General features: G+C 67.6%; 4 protein-coding genes and 2 pseudogenes. 5 read left to right on the plus strand and 1 reads right to left on the minus strand.

Features of this window, described 5'->3' with window-relative positions; translation table 11 throughout:
- The 5 genes and pseudogenes from QOI01_RS13930 to QOI01_RS13950 all read left to right on the plus strand — a co-directional run.
- Positions 1 to 267 (plus strand): annotated as a pseudogene (locus QOI01_RS13930) (ammonium transporter); the annotation flags it as partial.
- Positions 268 to 278: 11 nt separating this feature from the next.
- Complete coding sequence (locus QOI01_RS13935; RefSeq protein ID WP_526381817.1) at positions 279 to 611, plus strand: P-II family nitrogen regulator; 333 nt, start codon at positions 279 to 281, stop codon at positions 609 to 611.
- 76 nt (positions 612 to 687) lie between these two features.
- On the plus strand, positions 688 to 3,183 hold the full coding sequence (locus QOI01_RS13940) for a [protein-PII] uridylyltransferase (RefSeq protein ID WP_526381813.1): 2,496 nt from the start codon (positions 688 to 690) through the stop codon (positions 3,181 to 3,183).
- 59 nt (positions 3,184 to 3,242) lie between these two features.
- The gene (gene ffh / locus QOI01_RS13945; RefSeq protein ID WP_526381815.1) at positions 3,243 to 4,850 is read left to right on the plus strand and encodes a signal recognition particle protein; all 1,608 of its coding nucleotides are present in this window, start codon (positions 3,243 to 3,245) and stop codon (positions 4,848 to 4,850) included.
- The gene (locus tag QOI01_RS13950; RefSeq protein WP_526381819.1) at positions 4,820 to 5,920 is read left to right on the plus strand and encodes an amidohydrolase family protein; all 1,101 of its coding nucleotides are present in this window, start codon (positions 4,820 to 4,822) and stop codon (positions 5,918 to 5,920) included. The genes ffh and QOI01_RS13950 overlap by 31 nt, the downstream gene beginning before the upstream one ends.
- Before the next feature lie 129 nt (positions 5,921 to 6,049).
- Here the strand turns inward: QOI01_RS13950 and QOI01_RS13955 are convergent.
- Positions 6,050 to 6,515: pseudogene (locus tag QOI01_RS13955) on the minus strand (hypothetical protein); the annotation flags it as partial.

Raw genomic sequence — 6,515 nt, forward strand, 5'->3', positions numbered from 1 at the left:
GAGGCGCCCGCGGCTGTGAAGGGTCTGTTCTACGGTGGTGGATTCGATCAGTTGTGGCGTCAGGCAGTCGGTGCGTTCTCGGTTCTCGCCTACTCGTTCATCGTGACGACTATCTTGGCGTTGATCCTGAAGTACACCATCGGTCTTCGACTCGGCGAGGAAGACGAGGCCAACGGCATCGATGAGGCCGAGCACGCAGAAACCGGTTACGACTTCTCGACAGTCGGCAGTAGCTCGGTTCTCGGCCATCACGTCTCGGAGGAATGAGGGAAATGTAGCTGATCACTGCGATCGTCAAGCCGTTCACGCTTGAAGACGTCAAGACCGGCCTCGAGCAGGCGGGCATCCTGGGGATGACCGTCAGCGAGGTGCAGGGCTATGGCAGGCAGAAAGGCCACACCGAGGTCTACCGTGGTGCGGAGTACTCCGTCGACTTCGTACCCAAGGTGCGGGTCGAGGTCTTGGTGGATGACTCCGCCGTCGACAAGGTGGTGGACGTCATCGTCCAAGCCGCCCGCACCGGCAAGATCGGTGACGGCAAGGTATGGGTCAGTCCCGTTGACACCGTGGTTCGCGTGCGGACCGGCGAGCGGGGGACCGACGCCATTTGATGGAGGAGTGGTCTAAGCGTTGTCTCCCGGACGCGCATCGGTTTCAACGAACAACAGCGCGTCGGGGAGGACCGAGATGACGAAGCAGACACCAGATCCCGCCGCGGGGGCCTCTCGATGGGAGGCGCCGGCGGCGGGATCGTCGCGTCCGGCGAACGATCTGGCCACGGCTTCCGAACAACTGCTCACCGGTGGCTCACGGCTGGACTCGGCCGCGCTGCGCGAGGCGCTCCTGGACTTGAACGAATTCTGGCTCACCACCAAGGCTGCCGAGATCGGCATCACGGCCACCAGCGGTTTCGCGATCGTCGCCACCGGCGGCCTCGGTCGCGGTGAGCTGCTGCCGTTCTCCGACCTGGACCTGGCACTGGTCCACGACAACATGCCTCGCGACGTGGTGTCCCAGGTAGCCGAGCTGCTCTGGTACCCGTTGAGGGACGCGAACATTCACCTCGACCACAGTGTGCGCACCGTGCCCGAGGCGCTCAAGGTCGCCGGCGAGGACATCTCGGCAGGGCTGGCCATGCTCGATGCGCGGCACATCGCAGGCGACTCCGATCTGTCGACGCTCCTGATCGGTGGCGCCCGTCGGCAATGGCGCACCGGCATCGCTCCTCGCTTCGAGGAACTCGTCGCCCACACGCAGGCCCGCTGGGAGCGCAGTGGCCAGATCGCCCACCGCGCCGAACCCGACCTCAAGAACGGCCGGGGCGGGCTGCGCGACGTTCAGCTGCTCAATGCGTTGGCCATCGCGCAGCTGGCGGATGCCTATCCCAGCCGTTCGCTCGCCTCGCCCACCGGCTCGTTGGGCGATGCCCATCTCGCCCTACTCAACGTGCGCACGGAGTTGCATCGCATCTCGCGCCGCGGCAGGGAGATGCTGCAGGCCCAGTACGCGGACGAGATCGGCGCTGCCCTGCACATCGGCGACCGGTTCGATCTGGCCCGCATGCTCAGCGATGCGGCGCGCACCATCAGCTACTACGTCGACGCTGGGATCCGAACTGCGTCGAATGCCTTGCCGCGCCGGGGGTTGTCGGCGCTGCGGCGTCCGGTGCGTCGACCCGTCGACGAAGGCGTCATCGAGTACGGCGGCGAGGTCATGTTGGCCCGCGATGCCCGCCCCGAACGCGATCCCGGCCTGATTCTGCGAGTCGCCGCCGCTTCGGCGACCACCGGGTTGCCCATGTCGGCGTCGACGTTGAGCCGACTGGCCGCGACGGCACCGGAACTCCGCGCGCCGTGGCCCCGTCAGGCGCTCAAGGATCTGTTGGTGATGCTGGCCGCGGGTCCCGCGATGGTGGCGACCGTCGAGGCGTTGGACCGAACGGGACTGTGGGGCAGGCTCTTTCCTGAGTGGGGTGCCGTGCGAGACCTGCCGCCCCGTGACGTCGTCCACATCTGGACGGTGGACCGGCATCTCGTCGAAACCATCTCGCGGGCAAGTGCCTTCACCACACGGGTGTCCCGGCCGGATCTGCTGGTGCTCGGCGCACTGGCTCATGACATCGGCAAGGGGCGGGGCGGTGACCACAGCGTCATCGGGGCCGATCTCGCGATTCAGATCGGCACCAGGCTGGGCCTCTGGCCTTCGGACGTGGCGCTGCTGTCCAAGATCGTCCGCTACCACCTGCTGCTGCCCGACACCGCCACGCGCCGCGACCTGCAGGACCCCAAGGTCATCGCCGCAGTCGTCGATGCGCTGGACGGTGACCTCGTGCTTCTCGAGCTGCTGGATGCGCTCGCCGAGGCCGACGCCCTGGCCACCGGGCCGGGAGTGTGGGGCGATTGGAAGGCCTCGCTCATTGGTGACCTGGTGCGTCGGTGCCGGCTGGTGATGGCCGGCGAGCCGCTGCCGACGCCGGACCCCATTGAGCCACGACATCTTTCGCTGGCTGCCGACGGCGGGGTGCACGTCGAGCTGGTGGCTGGGGACAGCGCGCACGTCTACAACGTCGCGATGATCGCCCCGGACCGCAGAGGGTTGCTCTCCAAGGCCGCCGGGGTGTTGGCCCTGAACTCGCTGCGGGTGCACTCGGCGTCGGTCAACAGCCACGAGGGCGTCGCGATCAATACATTCGTCGTGTCACCACACTTCGGCTCGCCACCCGCGGCCGAGCTGTTGCGCGAGCAGTTCGTCCTGGCGTTGGGGGGCGACCTCGACGTCATCGGCTCGCTCGAACGGCGGGACCGCGACGCCGCGGCCACGAACCCGACGCGGGCGGGTGAGACCCCGGACGCGGTTCCGATCAACGCCCCCGCCCCGCCACGGATCCTGTGGTTCGGGGGCACGTCGCGCGGCGAGTTCGTCCTGCAGATCCGCAGCACCGACCGCGCGGGCCTGCTCGCCCGGCTGACCGCGGTCATCGAGCGCGACGGTCTGGACATCGTCTGGGCGAAGGTCACCACGCTGGGATCGTCCGTCGTGGACGCTTTCGGTGTCGTGGTGCCGTCGTTGATCGCAGGCGACGCTTCTGAGGACCACTCGGCTGCGCGCGACGAACTCGAGCGCGAGCTGTATGCCGTGCTGCCCACGCCCGGTGCGGCCAAGGCGGTGCCGGAGGCCAGCTAAAGGTAGGTGGCGAGGTTCCCGGGCAGTCGGACCCGGGCGCCGCCCGCTAGGCTAACCACGTGTTTGAATCCCTGTCCGACCGGTTGACCGGGGCCCTGTCGGGCCTGCGTGGCAAGGGCCGGCTCACCGATGCCGACATCGATGCCACGGCCCGCGAGATCCGACTGGCGTTGCTCGAGGCCGACGTCTCGCTGGCCGTCGTGCGCGCGTTCATCGCCAGAGTCAAGGACCGCGCCAAGGGCGCGGAGGTGTCCGGCGCGCTGAACCCGGCCCAGCAGGTCGTCAAGATCGTCAACGACGAACTCGTCGGCATCCTCGGCGGTGAGACCAGGAAGCTGGCGTACGCCAAGACGCCTCCGACGGTCGTCATGCTCGCGGGCCTTCAGGGGTCCGGCAAGACGACACTGGCGGGCAAGCTCGCCAAGTGGTTCAGAGACCAGGGGCATACCCCCCTGCTGGTCGCCTGCGACCTGCAGCGGCCCGGTGCCGTCAACCAGCTTCAGATCGTCGGTGAGCGCGCGGGCGTGCAGGTGTTCGCGCCGGACCCTGGCGTTTCACCGGGTGGTGCCGGCATCGGAGGGCAGCAGCGAAGCGACCCGGGAAGCAGTTCGGCGGAGATGAAGGCCGGCGATCCCGTGGCGGTCGCCGCCGCCGGCCTTGCGGAGGCCAGGGCCAAGCACTTCGACGTCGTCATCGTCGACACCGCGGGCCGCCTCGGCATCGACGAGGAGTTGATGGGCCAGGCGGCCGCCATCCGGGACGCCGTCAACCCCGACGAGGTCTTGTTCGTCCTCGACTCGATGATCGGCCAGGACGCGGTCACCACCGCGGAGGCGTTCCGTGAGGGTGTCGGCTTCACGGGTGTGGTGCTGACCAAGCTCGACGGCGACGCCCGCGGCGGCGCGGCACTGTCGGTGCGCGAGATCACCGGCGTGCCGATTCTGTTCGCGTCCGACGGTGAGAAGCTCGAGGACTTCGACGTCTTCCACCCCGATCGCATGGCCAGCCGCATCCTCGGCATGGGCGACGTGCTCACGCTCATCGAGCAGGCCGAGCAGGTCTTCGACGCCGACAAGGCCGAGGAGGCCGCCGCCAAGATCGGGTCCGGCGAACTGACGCTCGAGGACTTCCTCGAGCAGATGCTGATGATCCGCAAGATGGGGCCGATCGGCAACCTGCTCGGCATGCTGCCAGGCGCAGGCCAGATGAAGGATGCGCTGGCCGCCGTCGACGACAGCCAACTCGACCGGGTTCAGGCCATCATCCGGGGCATGACTCCTGCCGAGCGGGCTGAGCCGAAGATCATCAACGCCTCTCGGCGGCTGCGCATCGCCAACGGCTCAGGCGTCACCGTCTCGGAGGTCAATCAGCTCGTCGATCGGTTCTTCGAAGCCCGCAAGATGATGTCGTCGATGGCTGGTCAGATGGGAATGCCGTTCGGCCGCAAGGGATCGTCTCGCAAGGCCGCGAAGGGCAAGAACAAGCAGAAGGGCAAGAAGGGCGGGCGAGGGCCGACTCCGCCGAAGACGCCGAACCCGCTGGGCATCGGTGGCGGGGTGCCCGCCGGGTTCCCCGACCTGTCGAACATGCCCAAGGGTCTGGACGAACTGCCGCCGGGCCTCGCCAACTTCGATCTATCCAAGCTGAAGTTCCCCGGCCAGAAGTAACGTTGCGCCTGCATCTGCGCGGCAGGGGACTGCCCGACGGCGACCCCGTCGAGTGGTGGGTCGTCGATGGGCTGCTGAGCGCCGAACCGGTCGCCGACGCAGAGACCGTATTCGATGGCGGCTGGATCCTGCCCGGCCTCGTCGATGCGCACTGCCACGTCGGACTAGGGCCAGGCGGCGCAACGGATTTGGACGAGACGCTCGCCCAGGCCGAGACCGAGCGTGACGTGGGCGCGCTGCTGTTGCGCGATGCGGGGTCGCCAGTCGACACTCGCGATCTCGACGAGCGCGACGATCTGCCGCGCATCATTCGCGCAGGCAAGCATCTGGCGAGGCCGAAGCGCTACCTGCCGGGCGTGTCGATCGACGTCGACGACGAGTCGGAGTTGCCCGCTGTCATCGCGGAGCAGGCCCGCTTCGGTGACGGCTGGGTGAAACTGGTGGGGGACTGGATCGACCGCGGGGTCGGCGATCTCGCCCCGCTGTGGTCCGACGACGTGCTGAAGGATGCCATCGCTGCCGCACACGCGGAGGGCGCCCGGGTGACCGCGCACGTATTCGGCGAAGACGCGCTGCCCGGTCTGATCAATGCAGGTATCGACTGCATCGAGCACGGCACCGGCATCACCGACGACGTCATCGCGCTGATGCTGGAGCATGGCACCGTGTTGGTGCCGACACTGATCAACATCGAGAACTTCCCCGGAATCGCCGACGCCGCAAGCCGGTATCCGAACTACGCCAAGCACATGCGCGACCTATACGCGACGTGCTACCAGCGCGTTGGGGCGGCACACGATGCAGGGGTGCCGATCTTCGCGGGCACCGATGCGGGTGGCACGATCGCTCACGGTCGCATCGCCGACGAGGTCGAGGCGATGACGACCGTCGGTTTGAGCCCGACCGAGGCGCTGGGTGCGGCGTGCTGGGATGCGCGGCAATGGCTGGGCAGACCCGCCCTGGAGCACGGGGCCTCGGCCGATCTGGTCTGCTACGCAGACGACCCCAGAAAACCAGGTGTGCTGAACCACCCGGAACTGGTCATCCTGCGGGGCAGGGCCTACCGCTAGTGTCTTGAGTCGTCAATACATCCGCAGTGGTTGGCCACGGATTCGAGGATTTGGTGGGCGGTCTATCGAGGCGAATCGATTGCGCTTGGGCGATCTGCGTATTGCTCGAATTATCTTCGCAGGCAACGACTATTCGACAGTGTTGGGCCAAGGCGTGGGCGCTGTGGGGTTGACGAGCCCCCGGGCATGAGCCACGTCTATTGGCCGATGGCGGATTGGGGACTCGGGACACCAGAACGGTGGGGTCGAGTCGGGGGTTGCTTGTTCGGCTTCTGCGGCTGCTTGTTCGGCTGCGGCTGCGGCTGCGGTTCGGTTGAGTTCGCGTTCGTCGTTGATGCGGCGGGCCCGGTCCTGGGTGCGGGTCGTGCCGCGGCGCGGCATCCTCAACCCGACGGTGTGGGCCGGCCGGGCGGGGACGTCGACGGGAACGACCGGTGCTGTCGGTTGGCACAGTTGTGGGAACAGCAGCCGACTCCCGGGGGTGGTGGTGTAGTTCTGCCCGTCGGGTGCGGTCCAGATGACGGTCCCGTCGGGGAGTTGTCGCTCCCGCCAGCCAGCCTCACCGGCCCAGAAGGTCTTGAACAGGTGGTGTTTT

Origin of the sequence: Mycobacterium sp. (assembly GCF_032162605.1) — a bacterium.
In the GTDB taxonomy this organism is placed as follows: domain Bacteria; phylum Actinomycetota; class Actinomycetes; order Mycobacteriales; family Mycobacteriaceae; genus Mycobacterium.

Bases quoted from the DNA above. Each gene is read 5' to 3' on its own strand.
- QOI01_RS13940 (WP_526381813.1), top strand. From the start codon at position 688: ATGACGAAGCAGACACCAGATCCCGCCGCGGGGGCCTCTCGATGGGAG.